This is a genomic window from Legionella gresilensis (assembly GCF_900639865.1).
GTDB lineage: Bacteria > Pseudomonadota > Gammaproteobacteria > Legionellales > Legionellaceae > Legionella_C > Legionella_C gresilensis.
The window spans coordinates 207,403-231,593 of the sequence record NZ_CAAAHX010000004.1; the positions used below are offsets into that span (position 1 = coordinate 207,403).

Consider the following 24,191-nt stretch of genomic DNA (forward strand, 5'->3'; position numbering starts at 1 on the left):
AGGCAGTTTTAAAATAGCTTTATGTTATAATTATTTAGTTATGTCTTTTCCTGCTGATAGAGTTGTGGATTTAAATTAGGATCATTGTACATTTTTAATTGTCGATAAATTCTAAATGTTCGTGTCTGGCTTTTAAGTTCGTTAAGTAGTTGTTCTAAACAAAGATATAATTGGTTTTGTTGCTGTATTAAAATATTAAGCTTTTGTTGGCACTGAAAAATATGTTCTTTATCAACATCTTGACGTAAAGTTTGTTGTTTCATGTGATAGATCTTAAGAGCGAGAATAGAAAGCCTATCAATAATCATGCCGGGTGTTTCAGAATGTATAGGACAGCTATCTGCGTAAGGGGCTGGTTTTAAGCAATTAAAAAGCCATTCATCAATTGCTTCCATTCGATTATTACGCTGCTGGTTGTAATAATCAATCTCTCGTTTGGCGCAATAAACAAATTCATAACCCATGTCATCACGGCGCGCTTTGTCTTCAGCATGCCAAAGTTTATAGTTAAACCCATGGTTTTCTTCAACTAAAGCAAGAAAGTTTTTATAACTATAAGTTACTTCATTGCTTTTCCATGCGATAATGCAACTACGATGTAAGTTAACGATCTCAGCAACTAATACATTAATTTTCATAATTAGTTTATTACTGTGAAAAGCTTCAGTGTATCATATTTTTAAATGGGAAATTGTAGAAATTAAATAAACTTTAATAGACCTCTTTCCAAACTGCCATAAGCAGCCAATTTCTTTAGAAAAAATAGCTTCAAAGCTTGTCCCCATGGAGATGGGGGCCTGTCCCCATGTAGATGGGGATGCTTATGTACTTCTCGTACACTGCGATTTTTCAGCCCTTTTTTCTAAGAGCATGTCTTGCCTTTGACAGTTTAGAAAGAGGTTTAATAAAGGCTTACCGGTGTTAATTACCAATTTCTGCGCAAAAAGTGTAGTATTAATAAAATTACTAAATTTTGTTATAACTTAAGAAGCTAAATTGGTAACGTATTTGAACGTTATCTTAATTTATAGAATGACTTAATTAACGTGAGTTCGACATGAACGAGACAAAGGCTCTTTTATGTCGAATTTACGTTAATTAAGAGACAGAAGGAGATTTTCATGAAAATTTGGGGCACAATGCTGCTATCATTGTTTGTAAATACTTTAGCTTATTGCCAAGTTGCATTTCCTACGAGTTGTAATCCTGTTGCTGTAGAAGGTGAAACAGTCATATTAAAAACTAAACAGCCAACGCTCTATTTAATTTACAATAATTCCTCTAATGATTTGTGGATTACGCATCCTGTTTCAGAGCCAAGTGCTAGTGCTGGGTGGAGTAGTCGCCTTGAAGCGCAGCATTGGTCGGCCTTAGCGCTGGATAAGAATTCTTTTGAATTAAGCTGTATTGAATCAAGACCTGGGCATGAGCAGCAAATTCCTTGTACTGGTATATTAGCTATATGTCATTGGCCAAAGGTAAAGTTACCATCAAATGCCACCGGGACTTTTTGGGCTGGTGAAAATATGACTTTAGAATCTTTAAGTGCATACTTAGGAGGAAGGGGCTTTCAATTACCAGCCGCTCAATAAATAATAAACAATGGCCTGAAAGTACAAATTAACTATTTATAATGAACTTAAAAATGTGGTGCTTGTGAGTAAAAAGAAAAAAGATCCTCACTATCAACGTGAGAAAGAGAAATATGGTTTACCTATTCCTAGCCGAGAATTAATTATGCAAGTGCTAGAAGAATATGGTCGTCCTATGTCACGTAATCAATTAATAAATAAACTAGAAATTCATTCAGAAAATGAACAAGAGGCATTAGGTTTTCGCTTAAAAGCGATGCTCAGAGATGGGCAAATCATGCAAGATCGTCGTAATAGATTTTGTCTTTTGCAGCGCATTAATTTAAAAAAAGGAACAATTCAGGGGCATCCTGATGGCTATGGCTTTTTTATCCCGGATGATGGTAGCGATGATATGCTTCTATCAGCAACCGAGATGCGGGCAGTTATGCATGGGGATATGGTCCTTGCTTATCAAAGTGGCCAAGATAGACGTGGGCGGCTAGAGGGGAAAATTCATGAAGTTATTGAACATGCCAACGTAACAGTTGTGGGCCGCTTTTTTACTGAGCAAGGTGTGGGTTTCGTTATTCCCGATAATAAACGCTTAACTCAAGATGTTTCTATTCCCCTAGAGTTTGCTAATAATGCAAAACATGGCCAAATTGTTTTAGTGGAAGTGATTGCATTTCCTAGTAAACGAAACCAAGCGATTGGAAAAGTAATTCATATCCTGGGTGAGCATATGGCGCCTGGTATGGAAATTGAAGTGGCTATTTTTGCTCATGGTATTCCACATCAATGGCCTGAAGATGTTTTGGGTTTTGTTGCTAAAATTTCACAACATGTGACACCAGAGCAATGTGTTGGCCGTACCGATTTAAGACATCTTCCTTTTGTCACTATTGATGGTGAAGATGCTAAAGATTTTGATGATGCTGTTTATTGTTACAAGAAGCCAAAAGGTGGTTATCAACTTTATGTTGCTATCGCTGATGTAAGTCATTATGTTCCAATCGGTTCGCCTTTAGATAAAGAAGCTGCACGCCGTGGTAACTCTGTGTATTTCCCAGGTAAAGTTGTTCCTATGCTCCCCGAAGCCTTATCAAATGGAATTTGTTCTTTAAATCCACATGTTGATAGATTATGTATAGTTGCTGAAATGGCAATCAATGCAGAAGGTAGAATCACTCGCTCTAAGTTCTATCGAGCTGTTTTTCATTCACAAGCCCGGTTAACTTACACGCAAGTGGCAAATTGGTTAGATAAAAATACTGTTGACCCAGATAAACAAGCAGTTTGGGCAAATTTACAAGATTTATATAGCCTCTATAAAATATTGCTTCAAGCACGTAAAAAGCGCGGGGCAATGGATTTTGATACAACAGAAACCTCAATAGAATTTGATGAAAATAGGAAAATTCAGCGAATCGTACCCGTTGTGCGTAATGACGCTCATAAATTAATTGAAGAATGTATGTTAGCTGCTAATGTTGCAACGGCTCGTTTTTTGGAGAAAGCAGGTGTGCCAGCGTTATATAGGGTGCATGCTACGCCTGATGAAGATAAAATTATGGCATTACGGCAATTTTTAGGAGAATTAGGTTTGCGCTTAGGTGGTGGCAAAAAACCGCATCCAAAAGATTTCCAAGCTACTATTGCTTCTATTGGTGATAAACCTGAAAAGCATCTAATAGAAACAGTTATTTTACGTTCTTTAAAGCAAGCTCAGTATGCTGAAAAAAATGATGGCCATTTTGGGCTAGCCTATCCTGCATATACCCATTTTACTTCGCCTATCAGGCGTTATCCTGACCTCCTTATTCACCGCGCTATTGGTCATCTCATTGATAATCAACCGATTGAAGAATTTGTTTATACTGAGGAGGATATGAGTCGACTTGGTAAGAACTGTTCAGGGACTGAAAGACGAGCGGATGAAGCAACTCGAGAAGTGATTTCCTGGTTAAAATGTGAATATATGCAAGATAAACTTGGACAAATATTTGAGGGGACTATTTCAGCGGTTACCGGGTTTGGAATTTTTGTTGAATTAAATGAAATATTTGTTGAGGGTTTGGTGCATGTAACTTCTTTAAAAAATGATTACTATGAATTTGATCCTATTAAACATCGCTTAAGAGGGACGCGCTGTGGCCAAACTTACCGACTTGGCGACAAAATTACTGTACTTGTATCTCGAGTGGATTTAGATGAGCGAAAAATTGATTTTGAATTAGCTGAAGCTGAGGACGCTAATAATGAGTGAGCAAATTATGTATGGCATACATGCTGTAACTGCTCTATTAAAGCAAGAGCAACGGCCTGTAAAAAAGCTTCTATTGAATATGGAGCGCCGTGACCAACGTCTGCAGCAAATACTTGACTTAGCAACGGCTCGTCATATTTTTATTGAGCGATTAACAGCTCAACAGATGAATCAACGGTTTGCTCAATTTACTCATCAAGGTATTGTGGCCTATGTAGAGGCATTGCCTACTTTTAGTGATAATGACTTGTCTTCCTTACTAAAAAAAAGTAAAAAGCCACCTTTGTTATTAATCTTAGATGCTATTACTGATCCACATAATCTAGGTGCTTGTCTACGCACTGCGGATGCAACAGGCGTTGATTTTATTATTTTGCCAAAAGATAAAAGTGCAAACCTGACACCAGCAGTAAGTAAAGTAGCGTGTGGTGCTGCTGAAACGATACCGTTAGTACGTGTGACAAATTTAGTACGCAGTTTAGAATTTTTAAAGCAGGAAGGTGTTTGGATTTATGGGGCTGCTGGCGAAGCTAACAAAACGATTTACACGCTGGATTTTAAAATACCTATTGCCTTGGTATTCGGGGCTGAAGGGCAAGGGATGCGCCGCTTAACACGCGAACATTGCGATGAGTTATTTTCTATCCCTATGTTAGGAAATGTAGAAAGCTTGAATGTCTCTGTAGCTGCTGGCGTTTCTTTATATGAAGTAGTTCGTCAACGTACTGTCTAAATGAAATTTAGTCACGTACTCTATTAAGCTTGTTCCTTAGCAATATACTATAATTTCAAGCATAGCTTAACTTTAAGTTATTAGACCTCTTTCCAAATTATCAGTAATAAGGCAAGGCCGGTCGAAAAAAGGGCTGAAAAAGTACAGTGTACAGGAGCATCGCCATCTACATGGGGACAGGCCCCCATCTCCATGGGGACAAGCTTTGAAGACATTTTTTCGGTTGTGATTGGCTATCAATACTAGTTTAGAAAGAGGCCTATTGTGAGTACATTAAGTATATATAATACTAATAAAAGGCTAATATGACCCAGCTTGGAAATATAAATATTAATCAAAGACGGTATCAGGAATTTGACAAGCGCCTTCTTGCTGAAACTAATCTCCTTGAGCAATGGTTTATTGAGCAAGTTTTTATTGAAAGAGAGTTAGAAGCTGGATCAGAAATTGAGTTATTTTTATTAGATAATCAGTACAATCCAGCGCCTAATAATTTAAATTTTATTAAAAAAGTTAACCAACCGGCACTTATTCCAGAAGTAGGAGCCTCTCATCTAGAAATTAACTCTTGTCATGTACATCTATATACAGATGGCTTAAGTAAGTTACATCAAGATATTTTAGATTTATGGCGAAAATGCTGCAATATTGCTCGCCAAAATCAATATCATTTAGCGTTAATAGGCACATTACCTACAGCAACCGAAAAACATCTTGATATAAAATACATGACCAATAAAAAGCGTTATCATCTTATTAATGATAGTATTCAAGATCAGTGTGCAGGCCAGCCAATCTTAATTAATCTTGTCGGTGCTGAACAACTTAAATTTCCCTTGCATTCTCTGACTGTTAATGGACTGATTTCAGCATTTCAAATACATATTCAAATTGGATTAAGTCAATCCGTTAAATATTATAATATTGCTCAAGCTATTGCAGGCCCAATGCTAGCTTTAGCGTGTAATAGCCCCTTTATTTTAGGTAAACATATTTGGGCAGATTCTCGCGTTTTTCTCTTCGAGCAAGCGATGACCTTACCTCGTTTTGATAGGGCTTCCGGTTTTAAATGCTGTTTTTTTGGGATTGGTTATTTAAAAAATTCTTTCTTCGAATTATTTGATCAAAATTATCATTTTTTTCCGAGGCTTATACCGGAAATCTCTTATAAATCGTCTGAAGATAAAATGTTTCATGTAAGGCGACAAAATGGAGTCATTTATCGTTGGAATAGGCCAGTCATCGATTTTAATGATAAAGGTCAACCACACTTACGAATTGAGCATCGGGGTTTATCATCTGGGCCTACAATTGTAGATATGATTGCTAATGCGGCTTTCTTTTATGGTTTATTAAGTTATTTTTCTTTACAGGCGACGCCTATAGAGTATTTATTACCTTTTTATTTAGCAAAGAAAAATTTCTTTGAGGCAGCAAGATACGGTTTTAATGCAGAGTTTGTTTGGTTTTTAGGAAAAAAGATTAATGCCTCGCTTTTATTAAAAGAATTAATTCCCCTAGCTCGCCAAGGATTATTAGCATTAGGCATAAATTATGCTGATATTGAGCTATATTTAAACATTATAGATGAACGTATTACAACAAGAATGAATGGAAGCGCTTGGCAGTGCCAATTTATAAATAAATACGGTTGCGATTTTCACAATATGCTAGATAGCTATCTGAATAATCAGTATCAAGAATTACCTATAGCACGGTGGACTATCTAATATGGGGATTGTAAGTCAAATCAATAGAATTAAATTTTTTTTCCAAAATTTTACGGAAAAAGAATTAATTTTTCTTGTTAATTTTATAAGTAGGAAATCATTTGATCCGGGCGATTTAATTATTTCACAGGGTAGTGTTGGTGATTGCATTTATATTATTGAAAAAGGTAGCGTTGATGTTTTTATTACTTTGCCAGGTGATCTTATAAAACCTACTTCTATTTTAACTGCTCCACAAATTTTTGGCGAAGAAGCTTTTCTTAGTAGTGAATTAATGACTACAACTATTGTCGCTAAAACACCGGTTTATTGCTTTTTGCTTAAACGTTCTGTGTTAGAAGCATTACGTCTGACTCACCCAGAAATTTCTTTTAAAATTGAATGCGCTATTGTTAAGCAAACTAATGAAAAAATTATTAACAATGGAAAAAAATTAGTTAATTTTCTTCTAACTTTGCAAGCTAAGCATAATTTACGCGCCGATCATACAGAATACTTGATAAATAAAGAAGCGACTTATCAGGATTTAAATATTAACTCTATAAATAGGCAGCTTTTAGATAAGTTAGCATTTTTAAACAGACTAACCAAAACACAAATTGACGAACTTCTTATAATAATGCGAGCGCGTTTATATGAAAAAGGATATCAATTAGATCAAGAAAGCTTAGGAAAGATTAGTTTAGTTTTTTCAGGCGCGGTAATGTTTTTTTTAACTAATCAAACTAAATTAGTTAAATCAATAGGTATTGTGAGCATAGGTGAATTATTTTTACAGCCCTTATTGGCGCAAAATTTAAAGTCGTTTTTTAAATTTGCGACATGTGAGGAAAGTATCATTTTAGAGCTAGATATTCAGCAATATCAGCAATTAAGGCATTTAGATCAAGAAGTTTTTTATAAACTAAGCCAATACATTCATACGGCTTTTGTGCGTTCGCTTTATATGATAAATCGGCAGTTCATAAGAATTGATTGTGAATACATGAATTCCATTTCATGAGGGTAAAATGTGTAGGGTTCTTATTTATTTAGGTAAACAACAGGTGCCCTTATATGATTTATTATATGGGCCTGATAACGCTTTGGCTCATCAGAGCTATGCGCCTAAATTAATGCAACATATTCAAAATTTAGCTGGTTTAGGTTTTTGCGCATGGTCATCTAGCCCGCCTGAGCCACTTATTCCTTTCTATTATAAAACAACATCATTACCTTTTTTTGATAAGAATTTATACCGATTATCTAAGAAAATTTGGGCTAATTGTTTGTTGGCTCATGTAAGAGGGGTTGAATATAGTATTGGCGAAGTTATTTCGGAGCAAAACATACACCCTTTTAAATTAGAGACTACACAAATTGCTTTTGCTCATAATGGTAGTTTGGCTAATATGGCTGAAATGAAATATGCCTTAAGTCAAGAAATGAAGCCTTCTATCTTTGCTCAAATAAGAGGTACAACAGATAGCGAATGGCTATATGCTTTATTTTTATCCCAATTAACCGACTATACAATTGAGGTTACTTTAGATGAAGCCTTTAACGCGGTTATTAAAACCTTAGCTATTGTTCGCCATATTAGGAAGAAATGCGGTATTAAAATTGCTTCACCGGTTAATTTATTTTTAACGAATGGCAATTACTTAATTGTCACTCGTTTTGTTTATAACTTTGGCCATAATGAAAATAGTGTACAAAAAGCTCACTTAGGATATCACAGCTTATGGGCTACTTTTGGGGAGTCTTATGGTAGTAGTGGCGGTATTTATAAAATGTCTGGTAGTACCAAACGGCAAAATATCTTATTTGCTTCTGAACCATTAACTGCTGATAGGACTACTTGGATTGAGCTGCCTGAGTATTCAATTACTAAGGCTTGGTTTGAAAATGATGAAATTGTATTTAGGACTTCTGATTTAACTATCTGAGCCTAGCTATTGTTATGATGCTTTTCTGTTTAACGTGAGTTCGGCATAAAAGAGACAAAGATGCTTTTGTGTCGCTAAACGAACGTTATCCCGTAAAATGCGAAGCATTTGTACGGGATCCAGATTAATATAACTAATAACTAAGTTAAACATATACAGGATTAGTTATTTATAAATAGGATTAAATTATGCCATTAAAAATAACCTTTCTTGGAACAGGATCAGCATTTACTACAGGAGATGATAACTTCCAATCAAACGTACTGTTGGAAAGCAATGGCGATTCTTTATTAATTGATGCGGGTGCTGATTTACGTCTTTCGCTTTTTGCATTAAATCGCAATTATCACGATATTCGTAATATTTATATTACCCATTTACATAGTGATCATATTGGCGGCCTAGAGTGGCTTGCATTAGCCACTTATTTTGATGACGCTTATCCAGGAAAACCAACTTTGATTGTTGAAGAAAAATTAATGCAAGCACTTTGGTGTTCTCTGGCTGGAGGACTTAGTACCTTAGCTTATCAACAAGCTTCTTTAAATACTTATTTTAATGTACAAGCTATCGGTGAGGAGCATTCTTTTACTTGGCAGAAAATTAAATTTAAGTTAATACAAGCTATTCATGTATATAGTGACTATCACTTATTACCTTGTTATGGACTTTTATTTTCTTGTGGTTCTTTTCGTATATTTTATTCAGCCGATACGCAATATAACCCTTATTTAATTCAACAATTAAATAAAGAGGTAGATTTGTTTTTTCATGATTGTGAGACTCAAGAAATTAAGTCTGGCGTGCATGCGCATTATAGTGAGTTAAGACAATTACCAGCTGAGATTAAGGGTAAAATGTGGCTTTATCATTATAATAATGTGCAAGCTTTACCTGATGCTAAAGCGGACGGTTTCCTGGGCTTCGTAACTAGAGGTCAAAGTTTTAATTTTAAATAGAGTTCTTGCAAGAGCTTTAATGATTGCTATCAGTAACTATTATGAGATATTTAAAGAAGAATAATATAGTGCTACCAAATTCTACCTTATACGCTCACTCTAAAGTGCGTAAGTAGCACTATCTAAACTAGTTAAAGTTCCAGAAATTGATGCAAAGTTTTCGTCAAACGTTTTACGAGCTCATCAATCTCTTCTTCGCTAATAATAAGAGGTGGCAATAGGCGAATAACATTATCAGCGGTAACATTAAAAATAATTCCATGCTCAAGCCCAATCTTCCTTGCATCTGCTGCCGGTCGGTCAAGTTCGATGCCAAGCATTAAACCTCGACCACGAATTGCACATAAGTTTGAGCCTAATTCTTGCATTAATTTTTCTTTAATTAAGTTACCATTGTGCTTCGCTTTTTCACATAAATTATCACGCTCAATAACGTTTAAAACGGTAAGAGCAGTAGCACAAGCTAGAGGATTACCACCAAATGTTGAACCATGATTTCCGGGCTTAAAAAGATTGCAAGCTTTATCACGCATTAAACAGGCGCCAATAGGTATTCCATTGCCTAGACCTTTTGCGGTTGTTAATATATCAGGGTAAATATTATTATGCATGTAGGCAAATAACTTTCCTGTACGACCATTACCTGTTTGTATTTCATCTAAAATAAGAAGCCACTCATGCTGATTACATAGTTCTCTTACAGCACGTAAATAGGAATCATCAGCTACATAAATACCGCCCTCACCTTGAATGGGTTCAATCATGATAGCAACAATATCATCGCGATTTTGTGCAATTATCTTTAATGCCTCAATATCATTAAAAGGTGCTCTTATAAAGCCTGGTACTAAGGGCTCAAAACCCGCCTGAACTTTACGGCTTCCAGAGGCAGTTAATGTTGCCATTGTGCGTCCATGAAAAGCTCTATCCATAACTATAATAGATGGTGTTTCTATTCCTTTTTTATGTCCATAAAGTCGGGTAAGTTTAATGGCTGCTTCATTGGCCTCAGCGCCGGAATTAGCAAAAAAAGCCTGCTCCATTCCAGTAAGTGAAGTTAATTTTTCAGCTAGCTGTTGTTGTTCTTTGATCTGAAAAAGATTCGAAGTATGAAGTAGTTTAGCTGCCTGTTGTTGGATTGTACGCGTAACATCCGGATGCGCATGTCCTAAACCACATACTGCAATACCGCTTAAACCATCTAAATAGGCTTTTCCTTGCTCATCATAAAGCCAAACACCTTCACCATGAGTGAAAGTAATAGGAAGCGGGCTATAGCTCGTAATCAATGTCATTACAACTCCTTTATATACAAAAAGCTATCATCAATCAATATTTATTTTTAAATAGATTTAAACGGTATGCCTTATATTAGTAAGATGAAGCTAGATTATTTGATACAAAATCCCAATTCACAAGAGACCAGAAAGCTTTTACGTAATCAGGTCTTGCATTACGATAATCAATATAATAAGCATGCTCCCAGACATCACAAGTAAGTAATGCTTTTTGGCCTTTAGTCATAGGTGTATCTGCATTACTTGTGCTAATAATTTGTAGTGCTCCTTCCTTATCTTGAACTAACCAAGCCCATCCAGAACCAAAAGTGGTAATGGCCGTTTGGGTAAATTTCTCTTTAAACTCATCAAAGGATCCAAACGCCTCAGTAATAGCATTTGCAAGTTCTCCTTGTGGTTCACCACCACCATTTGGACTTAAACAGTTCCAGTAAAAAGTGTGATTCCAAACTTGGGCCGCATTATTAAATATGCCACCTTTTGAATTTTTTATAATATCTTCTAAGTTTGAGTTTTCAAATTCAGTATTAGTGATTAACTTATTCAAATTCGTCACATAGGTATTGTGATGCTTGCCATAGTGATATTCTAGTGTTTCTTTAGAAATATGAGGTGCAAGAGCATCCATTGCATAAGGCAGAGGAGGAAGAGTAAAGGCCATAAAGAATCTCCAATAAAAGTTAAAGTGTTAAGTTTAGCAGGATGTTAAACATATTCAATGTAGATAAAGATAAGTAGCGAGTTGCGAAACAAGTCTAATAGAAGAGTTGTAATAAAAAAATAACTTAATTTATTCTATAATAAGAGGGTGGTATCGAATCTTCATTCAGTCAATTTCAAGTATGTAGCTTAGCTTCGTAGCCAATCTTTAGTTGCGAATTGTTCGTATTTTCGCCATAATTAGGACCATTTAATCGTAGAGGTGACTTCAGTGGATACAACGGAAACACTTAATAAAATTAAACAGCAAATTGCTGAGAATGCAGTATTACTTTATATGAAAGGTACGCCAAAACTACCGCAATGCGGCTTTTCTGCCCGTGCAGTTCAGTGTATTGATGCTTGCGGTGTCGACTTTGCTTATGTTGATATATTAGCTAACCCAGATATTCGCCAAACGCTACCTCAATATGCCGATTGGCCTACTTTTCCTCAGCTTTATGTTAAAGGTAAATTAATTGGGGGTTCTGATATTATTACTGAACTTTATCAACAAGGTGAATTAGAATTAATATTACGTGAAGCTGTGGCTCTCTGATTATTAATTCATTTACTTAAATAGATTAAATCCATCGTTTTTATATCTTTATATAAGCAAAAGCTATAAATTGTTTTAAGTTGTAAAGTGCAATTTGCACTTAACCCAGGAGATAAGATGAGCGTTTTAGTTGGCAGAAAGGCCCCTGATTTTACTGTGCCCGCTGTACTAGCCAGCGGTGAGATAACTGATAAATTTAATTTACATACTGCTTTACTTAATAAATATGGGTTAATTTTCTTTTATCCTCTTGACTTCACGTTTGTATGCCCATCCGAATTGATCGCTTTAGACCGACGTATGGAAGAATTTAGAAGTCGTAATGTGGAAGTGGTCGCAGTATCTATTGATTCGCAGTTTACGCATAATGCTTATCGTAATACAGCTTTAAGGGATGGCGGTATAGGACCTGTAAACTTTACTTTAGCTGCAGATATTACTCATAATATTTGTCAATCTTATGGAGTTGAACACCCAATCGCAGGCGTTGCATTTCGTGGTGCTTTTGTTATCGATAATAAAGGTATAGTGCGTTCACAAATCGTTAATGATTTGCCCATAGGCCGTAATATTGACGAACTAATTCGAATCATTGATGCGGTACAGTTTTTTGAAGAAAATGGTGAAGTTTGTCCTGCTGGTTGGGAAAAAGGAAAGGCAGGCATGAAAGCTTCTCCTAAAGGCGTAGCTGAATATTTAACGACTTACTCTGAAGAATTATAATAAAGACGACGTAGACTCTTAAAGCCAGTAAATACCATGTTTTAAACATGGTATTTATATTAGTCAAGTATTCAAGAAAATTTTTCCTCCCATGCATTTAACATGGCACAGAAAAGATCAGCCGTTTTCTCAGCATCATAAATAGCAGAATGAGCTTCACTTTTATCAAATGGAATCCCTGCAGCTTCTACCGCTTTAGCTAATACTGTTTGACCATACATAAAACCTGCTAAGGTTGCTGTATCAAAGCAGGTAAAAGCATGAAAGGGCGATTTTATATTAGTTCTTTTAATCGCTTCCTTTAAAAAAAGGAGATCAAACCAAGCGTTATGTCCAACCAGAACAGCTCGTTGGCATTGATTTAACTTTAGCGCTTGTTCAATAGGTGCAAATAGATTTTGCAAAGCCTCCGTTTCACTAATAGCAAATCGTAAAGGTTGAAAAGGGTCAACCTGAATAAAGGCTAGAGATTTTTCATCTAACTCTGAGCCTTCAAAAGGAATAATATGCTCGAAATAAGTCGCTTCTCGATTAAACAAGCCTTGCTCATTTCTGTTAATTAAAACAATACATACTTCAAGTAATGCATTTTTGAATGGATCAATACCAGCCGTTTCTATATCTACTACTACAGGTAGGAACCCTCGGAAACGCCGTTTTAAAGTTCGCTTAACTTTACTGTCATGCCCTTTCATCTAGGATACTCCAAGGTATAGTACTTCCCGCCGCAATAGGAATAACTTGCTGGTCACCTAGAGGCAAGGCGTCTGGCACCTTTTGCGTTTGTTTAACAAGTATAAGTTTTTGATTATTAATAGGATAAGCATAAAAATTAGCACCAAAATGACTCATGAAAGTATTAAGCTTGTCAAGTTTATCCAATTTTTCAAAAATTTGTGTATAAAGTGCTACAGCATAAGGAGCTGAATAAATACCTGCGCACCCACAGGCAGTTTCTTTGGATTGTTGGCTATGAGGCGCACTATCAGTGCCTGCAAAAAATTTGGGATTTCCACTTACTGCTGCTTGCTGTAGAGCTTTTTGATCTTTCTCATGTTTTAAAATAGGTAAACAGTAATAATGAGGCTTAATGCCGCCAGCTAATAATTGATTTCGATTATAAAGAAGGTGATGTGGCGTTATCGTTGCTGCCACATTATTCGGCGCAGTATTAATAAAGTCAACGGCCTCTCGGGTAGAGATATGTTCTAAAACGACCCGTAATTTAGGAAAATTTGCAATAATGGGCTGCAACTGTTCTGTTATAAAATTAGCTTCGCGTTCAAAAATGTCACCATGCACTATTTCACCGTGAATTTGCAAAACTAAGTCAAGTTGCTGCATAAGATCAAGTAGGGGGTAAAGGCTCTTTAATGAACGTGCACCAGCCTCTGAATTTGTTGTTGCACCTGCAGGATAAAGCTTTGCTCCAGTAATAAAAGGATAGTTCTTACTTTCAATAAGATCTTCGGGTCTTACTTCCTCATTAAGGTAGAAAGTCATTAAGGGCGTGAAGCGATACTTGTTAGGGGTATTTAATAAAATTCGTTCTCGATAAGCTAACAGACTGTTGAGTGATGTTAATGCCGGTTTTAAATTAGGCATCACTAGTGCGCGCTCAAAATATTTAGCAGTCGCTAAGACTGTATCCTTTAAAGCTAACCCATCTCTTAAATGCAGATGCCAGTCATCAGGACGATTAATAGTTAGTTGCAACATAAAACTTATTACCTAATATTAAAAGAATTATTAATTTTTTTATTATAGGACTTATGGAAAACAGCCCTCTTTTCGTTAAAAAACAGGTTTAATTCGGTCATTAATCTAAAATCCCTCATTAAATCTATTTTTTGCCTTGATCTGGCTATTTTTCGTAAGTCCTATATGTTAAGAAATAAACCTTGCTAAAAAAAATTTTCATTAATTTAAAAATTTCTATTTACTAATTTAAATTAATCTTTTATAAATTCTTATAGCATGAAGAAAAGATAATACCAAATTTTCAACAACTTGTATTTTTATTTAAATTAAAAAGTATTAATTTAAGAATTTAAAATATGAGATTGTACATTAAATAGCTTACTTTTAGTTAGATGTAAATTTTATAGATGGCGGGCAATTAATAACTATGCGCATAAAAGAGACATATATTGGCTTGCAATATCTAATTAATTAAATTTATGATGAAATTCAAGCGAAATAGTGTTGACTTTGCGAAAGTGGCGTTTGATAATTTGCCCATGTACGTTCTCGGTTAGAGCGATGATTGCGTACTGCGGTCAACACCATGTTTGGTTTGGCAATAAAAACCGGAAATTAATAATAAAAAAGTGGAGATGAAGCATGTTAAATCTAAAAAAAACAGCAGTAGCTGTCCTTGCTTTAGGTAGCAGTGCAGTATTTGCTGGAACAATGGGTCCTGTATGCACCCCCGGCAGTGTTACTGTTCCTTGCGAAAGAATGGCTTGGGATTTTGGTGTGCAAGCATTGTACCTCCAACCTGTTGTTGATCACTATGCAGGTTACTATTTAGACCCATTAGGTGGCCGTCATTATAATGAAGTTGAGCCAGATTGGGATTGGGGCTTTAAATTAGAAGCTTCTTATCACTTCGGAACTGGTAACGATCTTAACGTGAACTGGTACCACTTCAAGAGCGATGATAACCGCTCAAGCTATTTAGTTTACAGCCCAGAAATTATAAGTACTCCTGGTACTTTACCTATCGCTGCTGGTAACTATCCTGTTGGTGTAAGCGCTGAGCCTTCATGGGATGCTGTTAACGTTGAATTAGGTCAACATGTAGACTTTGGTGAATTTAAAGACATTCGTTTCCATGGCGGTGTTCAATTCGCTCGTATTAAGCATGAGCTTGGCATAGCTGCGTTCCCATCTGCAGTTAGTCCTTTCCCAGCTGCAACTGCTGCTGGCTACACTAAATTTGACGGTTTCGGTCCTCGAATTGGTGCGGACATGACTTTCAACCTAGGTAATGGTTTAGCGGTATATGGTAAAGGTGCTAGCGCCCTCTTAATTGGCGAATCTAAGTTCCGCGATAGCGTTACTACTTTAGGTACATTCTCTGGCGCTGGTTATGGTGAAAGAGATGCATTAGTTCCTGAATTAGAAGCTAAATTAGGAGTTGCATATACTTACGCAATGCCACAAGGTGATGTGACTTTAGACGTAGGTTATATGTGGATTAACTACTTTAACGCTCAACATACAGCTCTTACAACTAGTGACTTTGCTCTTCATGGTCCATTCGCTGGTTTAAAATGGGTTGGCAACGTCTAATCTAACTTAAAAGCTTTTTAACCCATCACTTGCTGATGGGTTTTTTTTTACCAAGGGAGTAAAAATGGTGAAGAAATTATCTTTAATGATACTAGGCTTATCGGTAAGTGGAATTGCCGCGGCTGGTATGTATTCTACTCCTCCTGTTCCTACTTGTGTTCCAGGTGATGTCACGGTACCTTGTGAAGCTAGTTTATGGAATTTTGGAGTACAAGCTTTATATTTACAAACTGAGTACAATGGCTCTCGCGCGTACTTACCTGCTCCTGGCGGTTTAAAAGCTGTTGAGCCAAATGGAGGGTGGGGCTATCGTGTTGAAGGTTCCTATCATTTTAGTACTGGCAATGATATTACTATGAACTGGTTACATTATGATGTTGATGATGATAACTTAGGTACTTTTAGTGGTCAGTATGTGCAGTTGCTGTCCACTGGTTCGGCTGTAGTACTTCCAGCTAGTTTTAGGGGTTTTGTTTCTAATAAGTTAGAACAAGTTAATCTAGTTTTGGGTCAGCATGTCGATTTCGGATTATTTAAGAAAATCCGTTTCTATGCAGGTGGTCAGTACTCTGATATTCAAGCTGACGCAGAATGTTTTTACAATATTAGCCCAATTTTTGCTGCTGCAATTGGCGGTGTAAGAGGCCCTGTTAATTCAGACTTTAATGGTTTTGGACCCACCATAGGTGTTGATTACGCATATATACTACCTTATGGATTTAGTCTCACTGCAAATGCATCTGGCTCTATTTTATATGGAACAGCTCGAATTGAATCGATGAATATCTACAACAATGGTCTAATTGTCGGTTCTATGTATGCAAGTCGTAAGCAAGTAGTACCAAGCCTCGAAGCTAAAGTTGGAGCGGCATATAATTACCCCGTTGCTCAAGGCTTATTAAAGATTGAAGGTGGTTATCAAGCTCTGAACTATTTCAATGCATTACAAGGTCCTTCATTGGTAGCACCGACATTGCTTACCAATAGTGATTTTGGATTGCATGGCCCTTACGTTGGTGTTAAATGGTTAGGTCTTGCCTAATTCTTACATAACTTAATATCTTGATGGTTGAGTGCAAACTTTAATTAATTTAATGCTTAGGTCACTCAATCAATTTGATAGTAAAGTATTAGCGCCACCGCCGACTGGCTGTATTTGCGGCTTCTTACTTGAAAATAATGTTTTAAAATGCTCATATAGGTAATTATGCTGTCCATTTTTAACATTATTTTCGCTCAACCTGGTTTTAATCAAATCTTTTGTCAAGTCGATGACATATTCTCTATTTATTACATTTGTATTTGGTCTAAAAAATAATGTGAGCAATGACGACTAATAAATTAATTCTAAAATAAGCGACTAAAACTCGCACAACTGGCATTATCAGGTATATAATCTAGCGGCGTTTTTGTTAAAAATTTGTTTAGTTAACCAAAATATGTATAAGTCATATTTTTAGAAAGCAATCAATTGGCAAGCGCAATGACCAAGAAGTAAAAAAATAAGTCAGGAGTATAGCGCGTGAAACCTAAAGCAATTATTTTGGCCTTAGCCACTATTCCCTTCTCTTCAACACTTATTGCTGCCGACTCAGATCAACTGCAAGCAAAGATTAAACAGTTGCAAGAACAGACAGAAACTTTACAGACTCAATTAAAGGATTTAAAAAAACATCTAGTAAAAAAATCTGCTGATGCAAATGGTACTGAGCCTAGACAGGTAAAAAAATCCATATCGCGTAAAAATGCACAAGATTTATCTGCTCCAATTAATAAGGCAACATCTCCTGCACCGGAGGCGCAAACTAAAGCTAAAGGGAATAAGATAGTTAATTTTCAAGAAAGTCATCTTGTAGTCCATACGCTTGAGTCGCATCCAGAGTCAATTAGTTTTTATCCAACCGCTTTAATAGCCGATAATCGTATTATTACCTATATAGCTGGAACTCCTGTTGTAACATCGCCTTATTTAGGGGACAGGCCTGCTTTTGATGGTTCTGATTATATTGTCAATATTTCTAGTATTAATCGTGATATTCGATTAATGCAACAACGCCGACGTTTATTTCGTGCTTATCAGCAAATAGGTTATCCTATCCCAAATATTCCGATTATTGCTGTTAGCGGCAAATCCGAACCAATTGCTACTTTAAATAGAACAGAAAGTGGTAATTCTCAAGGTGATTTTAACTTAGGCTCTAGCGAGTTGGACGTTGCTGCAATTTTAAATAAAGACGTAGAGGCGTACATATCAATTGCATATGACGAATCCCCACCTGCCATAGGCGGGCCGAGAATTACAAATTCGGCATTTAGTTTAAACTTAGGGTTCGTTAATATTGGCGATTTAGATAAGTCACCTTTTTACTTTACTGCCGGACAACTCTATGCACCCTTTGGGAAATATGCAAGCTCCATGATTAGCGCACCACTTACAATGACTTTGGCGCGCACTAAAACTAGGCCCTTTATTTTAGGTTATAAATCACAAAATGATCCTGGGCCTTATGCTGCAGCCTATGGTTTTGTATCTGATACGACACGGGGTCATGACGGAGTAGGTGGCGTTAACTTAGGTTATATATTTGGTGAGGGGGATTTCCTTGGTGAGCTTGGCGCTGGGTTAATTGGCTCTCTGAATGATTCACAGGGAATGCAAATTAATGGTTCGCCTCCACTGACTACTTTTGGTGGCTTTGGATCGGCTACAAATGGCTCTGAATATGTTAAAAAAGTTAATGGTTTAAATTTACATGGCAATGTTAGCTTTGATCGCTATAGTCTAACTGCTGAGTGGGTAGGAGCGGCTAAGTCATTTAGGGTACAGGACTTAAGTTACAATGGACGCGGGGCTAAACCGCAAGCATTCCAGCTTGAAGCAGGCATGACTTTTAGGGCCTTTGATAAACCAGCATCAGTAGCAATCGGTTATCAACGATCAAAAGAAGCGTTGGCACTAAATTTACCGAAGCAACGCATTAGTGGTGTATTTAATATATCAATTTGGAAGGATACTGTTGAAAGTATTGAGTATCGTCATGATATAGATTATGGTGCCAATAGTTATGCAAATGGCGCTGCACCACCAGGCGTTATCAATGCTAATACTTTCGGAACTGGTCGTGCTTCTGATGCGGTAGTTGCTCAGATAGGTGTATACTTTTAGATTGTATAAGGGGCTTAAGCTTAGTGTAACGACTTAAATAATAGTAAATATTAAATAGAAAGATGGCTACATTTGCTTAAGTCTGTTTACCGTTATCGCTTGATTCATTGAAATACAATGTCTAGTTGATAGTTTTAGGTTAATTATGTAGATGGAGTAGATATGACAATTAAATCTGATCGCTGGATAGAAAAAATGGCTCGCGAACATGGAATGATTTCTCCATTTCAATCAGGTCAGGTACGTGAAAATGACCGGGGGCGTATTATTTCCTACGGTGTATCTAGTTATGGATATGATGTACGCTGTGCTGATGAATTTAAAATATTTACTAATATTAATTCTGCTATTGTTGATCCTAAAGCTTTCGACGCGAATAGTTTTGTGGATATTCAGTCTGATGTATGTATCATACCTCCTAATTCATTCGCTTTAGCACGAACGATAGAATATTTCCGGATTCCCCGAAATGTTTTAACAATCTGTTTAGGAAAATCCACTTATGCACGTTGTGGTATTATTGTGAATGTTACACCTTTAGAGCCTGAATGGGAGGGGCATGTTACTTTAGAATTTTCTAACACGACACCATTGCCCGCAAAAATTTATGCCTATGAAGGTGTAGCTCAAATGTTGTTTCTAGAGTCAGACGAAGTTTGTGCTGTCTCTTATCGAGATAGGGGTGGCAAGTATCAAGGGCAGACAGGTGTAACTTTGCCCCGTACGTAATATACGTAATATTAGTATCAGCGACCAGCTCTTACTATCGAAGAGCTGTTAGTACATCTTGCACGAAAATAACCCCTCAAAGCTTGTCCCCCTGTAGATAGGGATGCTCATATAGATAGCTATGCTGTGCTTTTTCAAAATTATTTTCGTGCAACCTGCTCCCAAGTCCAATCCTTGACCAAGGTACTAAAGTACCCGTGATTGATTATGCGCTAGCATAATAGCTGCCATAGGATTTCTTCTAATTTAATGGCTTTAAAACTATTCTTCAGCCTCTAAATCAATTTTATCACGTGAAGCATCAACGCGTTCACGTAACTCTTTCCCTGGCTTAAAGTGAGGACTATATTTGGCCTCAGTAACCACTTTCTCACCTGTTTTAGGATTATGAGCATTACGCGGAGGACGATAATGGAGAGAAAAACTACCAAATCCTCGAATTTCAATCCTTTGACCGTTTACTAAAGCATCGCTCATTAATTCAAGTATGCGATTAATACTATCTGTGACTTGCTTTTCAGGAAGATGTGTCATTTTGGAAGCAAGGCTTGCTATGAGTTCAGATTTAATCATACCCACCTCGGTTAGCCGCGTTTTCATATCGCTATCCCTTAAGACACCATAGTAGATAGCAGTTATCAATATCTTTAGTATAGACTCAGAACAAAATTATTCAATTTATCAATTAACTGTAACAATACTTTGCTTATTATTGCAATATAATTAACGTAAGTTCGTTATAAATGAGCTAAAGGCTCTTTATGTCGCTAAACCAATGTTATCCTATAAAATGCGCAGGATTTGAGCAAGATTCACTACACAATAAACAAATCCAACTGTTTATTAATGTTAAAGCGTTTTTTAAATATAAGGAAATTTATTAATCTTCTATACGTTGTTGAATATAAGCATTGATAACTCCCCAGCTCACCTTAAGCGGTACAATCCTTGTTACAGCAAAGCATTTTGAGGTAAGTAACTTGCTCGTTGAAATGACTAATGTACCTGGTTTGACTTGTTCAACATGTTTGCTTATTTGCTCCCAAAGCTCAGCAATGAACGTCGTTGCATTAATAAAAATAATAGTTCCATCTTGAATAGATGAATCTAAAAAATTTTCGTGTTTTAAAATTATTTTTTTAGCTTTATCTTGGTAGCTTTCTATTTGAGCTAAGCGTTGTAGTTGTTTTTGAGCGCACTTATGGAGAGGCAAAAATAATTCAATACCATAGCTTTTACAAATATCAAATACCATAGTGCAGGCAATAACAGCTTTACCTGTACCACTACCAAGATCATAAAAGACGGTATTTGGTTGCAGCTTACACAGTGATAATAGAGCAATAAATGATTCGAATTCAATCTCGCCATAGGTATATTCAATAGCATCATGATGAGCTCGCGCTGCTTTAGAAAGGACAAAACCATTAACATCTTCATATAATTTATCAAAGATAGGCTGATGAATATGAAGCTGGAGTGCGCGTTGCCACTTTTTTATCGCTTTACTTGTTCTATTCTGATAAAGAAATAGCAGAATAAGACTTATTAGTATTATGCTGATTAAAATAATTAACATGTTAACTTTTTTGTTGCATATAGCTAGCTAAGATTTTATCTTTTTCTTGATGAGAAAGCTGTGGCCAAGCTTTCATTAAAACTCGTCCTGCTTGCCGCTCACTTAGCGCCTGTTGATGGCTTTCCCAAGGTGTCTCATTGCTTACATATAAACTAATTGCAAACGCAGTTATAAAAGTAGTCGCTAAAGCCAAGGCAATTGAGCGCCATTGAAAAGCTTTTAATAGAGCAGCACTTTTACGCATAGTTAAAGTAGCTACTTTTTCTACATGAAGACAACTTTCACTTGAGATTCGCCGAAAATGATCAATATCATAAGCTGCTAATTGACTATTAATCTGTTTGAGTGCTTGCAAAGTATACTGCTCTATTTGCTTATGTCCTAATATCATGAGATTGCTAACTTCTTGCTGTTTTAAATCTAAGTTAGCTAAGATTTCTTGGCTAGTTTTCTCTAATAACCCAAGATGTGATTCACCATCCTTTAATGCTTTTTCAAGGTTAAATCTTAACCTTGCCACCCCTGCATGAGTTAATATTTCCTGTAAGCTTTCAAGTTCTTGGTGTAAGTGTTGCAGTTGATAATTTATTTTTTTTTCCTGTCTATGAGCATGGGTTTCTAGTTCTTGTTGCCAGGCTATCATCTTAGATTCAGCTATTTCAAAATAGGCAATAAATTCCCCTAAGTGACGTAATAGTTCTTTTAATTTTGATATATCAGAATCATGAAGTGCTTCCATAATTCTTCTCCTATTGTTGTTTAGTGTTAATACCTTAGGGTGATTGTTAATAGTGCCATGAAATTATATTTGTTACCTGCAGATTAATAATCTATCTTTTAAAAAGTTAAACTTTTCTTGTCTTATTATTTACATGAAGACGGATGATTAATTCCTTTAAAAGAGAAAACTATGCTAAAGCAAACGCTTATTTTTTTGATAACTTTTATCATTGTAGCAATGATAAGTATGTATTTGCTTCAGCGTCAGTTTATTTATTTTCCAGCAAGACTAATGCCAATTCGCCAATTTTTTGCTGCTAATGATATGGCAGAAGTTTATTTAAATACTGAGGATGGATTAAATCTCCTGTCTTGGTATAAACCGGCAGAACCAGGCATGCCGACCATCATTTATTATCATGGTAATGCAGGACATATCGGTTATCGCATGCCATTTATTCGTTATTTTTTAAATGAAGGGTATGGCGTGTTACTGGTTGAGTATCGAGGCTATGGTGGTAATGAAGGCAGAATTAATGAACAAGGTTTATATTCAGATGGGCAGGCGGCAATTAAATTTTTACAAGAACAGGGTACTTTGCTTGCAAAAATAATTTTATATGGTGAATCATTAGGTACAGGTATAGCTACTAAAATGGGTTCCCAATATAAAGTTTGTGCAGTAATATTACAGTCGCCTTATACAAGTCTTCAGGCTTTAGCGAAAGCCCATTATCCTTGGTCTCCTCTTCCTGTATGGGATAAATTTGATTCACTTAAGCGGATTCATGAAATCACGGCGCCTATACTCATTTTGCATGGTATACAAGACAATATCGTGCCTTACGCGCAAGGGCTTGAGCTCTATAAAAAAGCCAATGAGCCTAAAGAATTTATAGATATTGAAAAAAGAGGGCACAATGATCTTTGGGATGAACAATTTTTTGGTATAATTAACAAATTTATGCACAAATATTGTCTTTTTAAGACTTCTTAACTATAAATTAAGTGCAAGGGTAATGATTTTATTTAGAAAATAATCTATTTGTTTGTTTTTTAAAAGGTATTAAAAAGATTAGAATTAATATTTTCTTAATCTTAATGAAATAAAATATAGATATAACTTTTATAATGAGCGGGTTATGGCAACTAACTTTTTCATAAGTCAGGGAACTTTTCCACATCGAGCTTTTGTCGACGTTGGCAGTAAAAACGGAGATTGTGGCTTTCGTGCTATAGCTGCAGCCATTATCGATAATGTCTTAACTCGACGTAGGTTAAACCAACCCTTGCTCGTTGCAATTTTAGAGCAGCATAGTAAATATTTTAATTTACCGCAGGCAGCAGGCTTATTAACGCCGATTGAAAGGTTACTGCAGCTTATTGATAGACCTAGCGCAATGTCAAAATTTTTAACCGAATTTGCTTATACTTTAAGACAGATTGCTGTAGATAAAATATCTAATAATCCAGAGCGGTATCGTGGTGCATTTATAGATGACGATGGAGATATATCAGCTACTGCCCAACAAATGCGCCAACCAAATACTTGGATTGATGAAACCGCTATTGCTGCTTTAGCAGAAGCGTTAAATATTTCTATTACCGTGAATTTTGTTGATGGAGAAAAAAATTAGCTCTAAAAACAGAATATGGTCCAAGATCGCAATTGAACCAGCCTGAAGGTATTATAATTCAGGTAGAAAAAAAGCACTATAAGCCTTATTTACGGAATATTAATAGGTTTCAAGCCCTTCCTGCTGATACGAATCCATTACAGCCAAAAGAATATGAAGTAATGGATCCCCCTTTAGAAACTATTTTAGAGCGTATTAATGCCGAAGATCAGCGTTTAATACAGGATTTTGAAAAGAATAAAGTCTGGTTAGAAAATCTCATTAATGACAATGAAATCTCTGTAGATGAATTAATAGATGTCTATATTGAAGGAATGAAACATAGTGACTATTTAGAGGGTCGTATTAATAGTAAATATATTGGTATAGAACATGGTTATGAAAATTTCTTTAGTGCAATAAAAAATGCGCAGCATCAGAAACAAAAAGGCTTAGTTAAAGACACCACTCAGACATATAACTTTGAGAGTTCTGTTACCCAAGGCCTTATTCATGCGTTAGCACGAGCAATTAGTATTGGCCAGCTAAATGCAGATTCTATTTCCGATTCCCTAGAAAGAGCGCCACATAAATCTATGCTAAATCAGGGCTAAA

Annotated in this window: 24 protein-coding genes; 16 read left to right on the top strand and 8 right to left on the bottom strand. The window is 36.1% G+C overall.

Translation table 11 applies throughout. The annotated features are described in order from the left end of the window. Positions 1 to 38: 38 nt before the first annotated feature. Positions 39 to 638 carry a DUF4254 domain-containing protein gene (locus tag E1P04_RS06290; protein WP_131782067.1) on the bottom strand — a complete coding sequence of 200 codons (600 nt, stop codon included), beginning with the start codon at positions 636 to 638 and terminating at the stop codon, positions 39 to 41. A 483-nt stretch (positions 639 to 1,121) separates the two neighbouring features. On the opposite strand from E1P04_RS06290, the gene E1P04_RS06295 reads away from it, so the two are divergent. The 7 genes from E1P04_RS06295 to E1P04_RS06325 all read left to right on the top strand — a co-directional run bounded on the left by E1P04_RS06295 (position 1,122) and on the right by E1P04_RS06325 (position 9,190). Beyond that, entirely contained in the window at positions 1,122 to 1,592 is a 471-nt protein-coding gene (locus tag E1P04_RS06295; protein WP_131782068.1) for a hypothetical protein, read from the top strand. Positions 1,593 to 1,656: 64 nt separating this feature from the next. Then, entirely contained in the window at positions 1,657 to 3,840 is a 2,184-nt protein-coding gene (gene rnr / locus E1P04_RS06300) for a ribonuclease R (RefSeq protein WP_131782069.1), read from the top strand. Further along, positions 3,833 to 4,573 (top strand): 23S rRNA (guanosine(2251)-2'-O)-methyltransferase RlmB, encoded by a 741-nt coding sequence (rlmB, locus tag E1P04_RS06305; RefSeq protein ID WP_131782070.1) that lies wholly within the window; start codon positions 3,833 to 3,835, stop codon positions 4,571 to 4,573. The genes rnr and rlmB overlap by 8 nt, the downstream gene beginning before the upstream one ends. A gap of 305 nt (positions 4,574 to 4,878) precedes the next feature. Beyond that, positions 4,879 to 6,303, top strand: coding sequence for a glutamate-cysteine ligase family protein (locus E1P04_RS06310; RefSeq protein ID WP_131782071.1), 1,425 nt, complete (start codon positions 4,879 to 4,881; stop codon positions 6,301 to 6,303). A gap of 1 nt (position 6,304) precedes the next feature. Further along, positions 6,305 to 7,306: a cyclic nucleotide-binding domain-containing protein gene (locus E1P04_RS06315; protein WP_131782072.1), complete on the top strand. Its 1,002-nt coding sequence runs from the start codon at positions 6,305 to 6,307 to the stop codon at positions 7,304 to 7,306. A 7-nt stretch (positions 7,307 to 7,313) separates the two neighbouring features. After that, entirely contained in the window at positions 7,314 to 8,231 is a 918-nt protein-coding gene (locus E1P04_RS06320) for a class II glutamine amidotransferase (protein ID WP_131782073.1), read from the top strand. A 188-nt stretch (positions 8,232 to 8,419) separates the two neighbouring features. After that, positions 8,420 to 9,190 carry an MBL fold metallo-hydrolase gene (locus tag E1P04_RS06325; protein ID WP_131782074.1) on the top strand — a complete coding sequence of 257 codons (771 nt, stop codon included), beginning with the start codon at positions 8,420 to 8,422 and terminating at the stop codon, positions 9,188 to 9,190. A gap of 131 nt (positions 9,191 to 9,321) precedes the next feature. Here E1P04_RS06325 and E1P04_RS06330 read toward each other — a convergent pair whose 3' ends face one another. Together E1P04_RS06330 and E1P04_RS06335 are read right to left on the bottom strand one after the other, a co-directional pair. After that, entirely contained in the window at positions 9,322 to 10,485 is a 1,164-nt protein-coding gene (locus E1P04_RS06330) for an aspartate aminotransferase family protein (RefSeq protein WP_131782075.1), read from the bottom strand. A 76-nt stretch (positions 10,486 to 10,561) separates the two neighbouring features. Continuing rightward, entirely contained in the window at positions 10,562 to 11,149 is a 588-nt protein-coding gene (locus tag E1P04_RS06335) for a superoxide dismutase (protein WP_131782076.1), read from the bottom strand. A 270-nt stretch (positions 11,150 to 11,419) separates the two neighbouring features. Between E1P04_RS06335 and grxD the strand changes: the two genes are divergently transcribed. Then, positions 11,420 to 11,746, top strand: coding sequence for a Grx4 family monothiol glutaredoxin (gene grxD / locus E1P04_RS06340; protein ID WP_115329579.1), 327 nt, complete (start codon positions 11,420 to 11,422; stop codon positions 11,744 to 11,746). Between the two features lie 117 nt (positions 11,747 to 11,863). Next, positions 11,864 to 12,469 (top strand): peroxiredoxin, encoded by a 606-nt coding sequence (locus E1P04_RS06345; RefSeq protein ID WP_131782077.1) that lies wholly within the window; start codon positions 11,864 to 11,866, stop codon positions 12,467 to 12,469. 71 nt (positions 12,470 to 12,540) lie between these two features. Here E1P04_RS06345 and rnt read toward each other — a convergent pair whose 3' ends face one another. Beyond that, positions 12,541 to 13,164 carry a ribonuclease T gene (gene rnt, locus E1P04_RS06350; RefSeq protein WP_131782078.1) on the bottom strand — a complete coding sequence of 208 codons (624 nt, stop codon included), beginning with the start codon at positions 13,162 to 13,164 and terminating at the stop codon, positions 12,541 to 12,543. Continuing rightward, positions 13,151 to 14,188, bottom strand: coding sequence for a dihydroorotase (pyrC, locus tag E1P04_RS06355; protein WP_131782079.1), 1,038 nt, complete (start codon positions 14,186 to 14,188; stop codon positions 13,151 to 13,153). The genes rnt and pyrC overlap by 14 nt, the downstream gene beginning before the upstream one ends. A 624-nt stretch (positions 14,189 to 14,812) precedes the next feature. On the opposite strand from pyrC, the gene E1P04_RS06360 reads away from it, so the two are divergent. The 4 genes from E1P04_RS06360 to dcd all read left to right on the top strand — a co-directional run bounded on the left by E1P04_RS06360 (position 14,813) and on the right by dcd (position 19,661). Continuing rightward, entirely contained in the window at positions 14,813 to 15,766 is a 954-nt protein-coding gene (locus E1P04_RS06360) for an Lpg1974 family pore-forming outer membrane protein (protein WP_131782080.1), read from the top strand. Between the two features lie 64 nt (positions 15,767 to 15,830). Further along, positions 15,831 to 16,808, top strand: coding sequence for an Lpg1974 family pore-forming outer membrane protein (locus tag E1P04_RS06365; RefSeq protein WP_131782081.1), 978 nt, complete (start codon positions 15,831 to 15,833; stop codon positions 16,806 to 16,808). A 480-nt stretch (positions 16,809 to 17,288) separates the two neighbouring features. Then, positions 17,289 to 18,932, top strand: coding sequence for a FlxA-like family protein (locus E1P04_RS06370; protein WP_131782082.1), 1,644 nt, complete (start codon positions 17,289 to 17,291; stop codon positions 18,930 to 18,932). Positions 18,933 to 19,094: 162 nt separating this feature from the next. After that, entirely contained in the window at positions 19,095 to 19,661 is a 567-nt protein-coding gene (gene dcd, locus E1P04_RS06375) for a dCTP deaminase (protein ID WP_131782083.1), read from the top strand. A gap of 261 nt (positions 19,662 to 19,922) precedes the next feature. On the opposite strand, the gene E1P04_RS06380 is transcribed toward dcd, so the two are convergent. From E1P04_RS06380 to E1P04_RS06390, 3 genes are all read right to left on the bottom strand, one after another. Then, complete coding sequence (locus E1P04_RS06380) at positions 19,923 to 20,261, bottom strand: integration host factor subunit beta (protein WP_160116132.1); 339 nt, start codon at positions 20,259 to 20,261, stop codon at positions 19,923 to 19,925. A 280-nt stretch (positions 20,262 to 20,541) separates the two neighbouring features. Continuing rightward, positions 20,542 to 21,240 (bottom strand): class I SAM-dependent methyltransferase, encoded by a 699-nt coding sequence (locus E1P04_RS06385; RefSeq protein ID WP_131782084.1) that lies wholly within the window; start codon positions 21,238 to 21,240, stop codon positions 20,542 to 20,544. A gap of 1 nt (position 21,241) precedes the next feature. After that, positions 21,242 to 21,979 (bottom strand): hypothetical protein, encoded by a 738-nt coding sequence (locus E1P04_RS06390; RefSeq protein ID WP_131782085.1) that lies wholly within the window; start codon positions 21,977 to 21,979, stop codon positions 21,242 to 21,244. A 171-nt stretch (positions 21,980 to 22,150) separates the two neighbouring features. Here E1P04_RS06390 and E1P04_RS06395 point away from each other — a divergent pair, with 171 nt between their 5' ends. The 3 genes from E1P04_RS06395 (at position 22,151) to E1P04_RS06405 (ending at position 24,190) form a co-directional block, all read left to right on the top strand. After that, positions 22,151 to 22,957: an alpha/beta hydrolase gene (locus E1P04_RS06395; RefSeq protein WP_131782086.1), complete on the top strand. Its 807-nt coding sequence runs from the start codon at positions 22,151 to 22,153 to the stop codon at positions 22,955 to 22,957. A gap of 145 nt (positions 22,958 to 23,102) precedes the next feature. Further along, positions 23,103 to 23,597, top strand: a complete 495-nt coding sequence (locus E1P04_RS06400; protein ID WP_131782087.1) for a hypothetical protein — start codon at positions 23,103 to 23,105, stop codon at positions 23,595 to 23,597. Positions 23,598 to 23,629: 32 nt separating this feature from the next. Then, the gene (locus E1P04_RS06405) at positions 23,630 to 24,190 is read left to right on the top strand and encodes a hypothetical protein (protein WP_131782088.1); all 561 of its coding nucleotides are present in this window, start codon (positions 23,630 to 23,632) and stop codon (positions 24,188 to 24,190) included. Position 24,191 lies beyond the last annotated feature (1 nt).

Bases quoted from the DNA above. Each gene is read 5' to 3' on its own strand.
- E1P04_RS06360 (WP_131782080.1), top strand. From the start codon at position 14,813: ATGTTAAATCTAAAAAAAACAGCAGTAGCTGTCCTTGCTTTAGGTAGC.
- rlmB (WP_131782070.1), top strand. From the start codon at position 3,833: ATGAGTGAGCAAATTATGTATGGCATACATGCTGTAACTGCTCTATTA.
- E1P04_RS06310 (WP_131782071.1), top strand. From the start codon at position 4,879: ATGACCCAGCTTGGAAATATAAATATTAATCAAAGACGGTATCAGGAA.
- E1P04_RS06315 (WP_131782072.1), top strand. From the start codon at position 6,305: ATGGGGATTGTAAGTCAAATCAATAGAATTAAATTTTTTTTCCAAAAT.
- E1P04_RS06380 (WP_160116132.1), bottom strand. From the start codon at position 20,261: ATGAAAACGCGGCTAACCGAGGTGGGTATGATTAAATCTGAACTCATA.
- E1P04_RS06290 (WP_131782067.1), bottom strand. From the start codon at position 638: ATGAAAATTAATGTATTAGTTGCTGAGATCGTTAACTTACATCGTAGT.
- E1P04_RS06330 (WP_131782075.1), bottom strand. From the start codon at position 10,485: ATGACATTGATTACGAGCTATAGCCCGCTTCCTATTACTTTCACTCAT.
- E1P04_RS06335 (WP_131782076.1), bottom strand. From the start codon at position 11,149: ATGGCCTTTACTCTTCCTCCTCTGCCTTATGCAATGGATGCTCTTGCA.
- dcd (WP_131782083.1), top strand. From the start codon at position 19,095: ATGACAATTAAATCTGATCGCTGGATAGAAAAAATGGCTCGCGAACAT.
- E1P04_RS06385 (WP_131782084.1), bottom strand. From the start codon at position 21,240: ATGTTAATTATTTTAATCAGCATAATACTAATAAGTCTTATTCTGCTA.
- E1P04_RS06345 (WP_131782077.1), top strand. From the start codon at position 11,864: ATGAGCGTTTTAGTTGGCAGAAAGGCCCCTGATTTTACTGTGCCCGCT.
- E1P04_RS06400 (WP_131782087.1), top strand. From the start codon at position 23,103: ATGGCAACTAACTTTTTCATAAGTCAGGGAACTTTTCCACATCGAGCT.
- E1P04_RS06395 (WP_131782086.1), top strand. From the start codon at position 22,151: ATGCTAAAGCAAACGCTTATTTTTTTGATAACTTTTATCATTGTAGCA.
- E1P04_RS06295 (WP_131782068.1), top strand. From the start codon at position 1,122: ATGAAAATTTGGGGCACAATGCTGCTATCATTGTTTGTAAATACTTTA.
- rnt (WP_131782078.1), bottom strand. From the start codon at position 13,164: ATGAAAGGGCATGACAGTAAAGTTAAGCGAACTTTAAAACGGCGTTTC.
- E1P04_RS06325 (WP_131782074.1), top strand. From the start codon at position 8,420: ATGCCATTAAAAATAACCTTTCTTGGAACAGGATCAGCATTTACTACA.
- E1P04_RS06390 (WP_131782085.1), bottom strand. From the start codon at position 21,979: ATGGAAGCACTTCATGATTCTGATATATCAAAATTAAAAGAACTATTA.
- pyrC (WP_131782079.1), bottom strand. From the start codon at position 14,188: ATGTTGCAACTAACTATTAATCGTCCTGATGACTGGCATCTGCATTTA.
- E1P04_RS06320 (WP_131782073.1), top strand. From the start codon at position 7,314: ATGTGTAGGGTTCTTATTTATTTAGGTAAACAACAGGTGCCCTTATAT.
- E1P04_RS06365 (WP_131782081.1), top strand. From the start codon at position 15,831: ATGGTGAAGAAATTATCTTTAATGATACTAGGCTTATCGGTAAGTGGA.